This is a genomic window from Vogesella mureinivorans, from assembly GCF_007644035.1.
GTDB lineage: Bacteria > Pseudomonadota > Gammaproteobacteria > Burkholderiales > Chromobacteriaceae > Vogesella > Vogesella mureinivorans.
In genome coordinates, this window is the sequence record NZ_VMTV02000861.1 from 1 (window position 1) to 281 (window position 281).

Below are 281 nucleotides of genomic sequence, written 5' to 3' on the forward strand. Positions count from 1 at the left end.
TGACGCCAGTCATAAACAGTTTGCCCGGCCCCATGATGCCGCTCGATGACCCGCGTGTGCTCGCAAACAATTTGCCCTTCGGCGACAACAACGATGCGGTCTGGATAGACCCTAACACTGACGGGTCTGTTGGCGAACGAGGCGGGCACACTATAGCGCACGCGCTCGAGGTGAACCAGACAGGTGGGCGAGACGCGTTTGGTGTGTTCAACAAACCCATCAAAGGCTAGCGGCACGGCCATCAGATATTGGGCCTCAACTCGCCAGGCATCGGCAACCGT

Annotated in this window: 1 protein-coding gene; it reads right to left on the reverse strand. The window is 58.7% G+C overall.

What is annotated here, in order from left to right; genetic code table 11:
* A partial coding sequence (locus FLQ44_RS19970; RefSeq protein WP_439144952.1) for a Mu transposase domain-containing protein occupies nt 1–281 on the reverse strand: 281 nt, incomplete at both ends.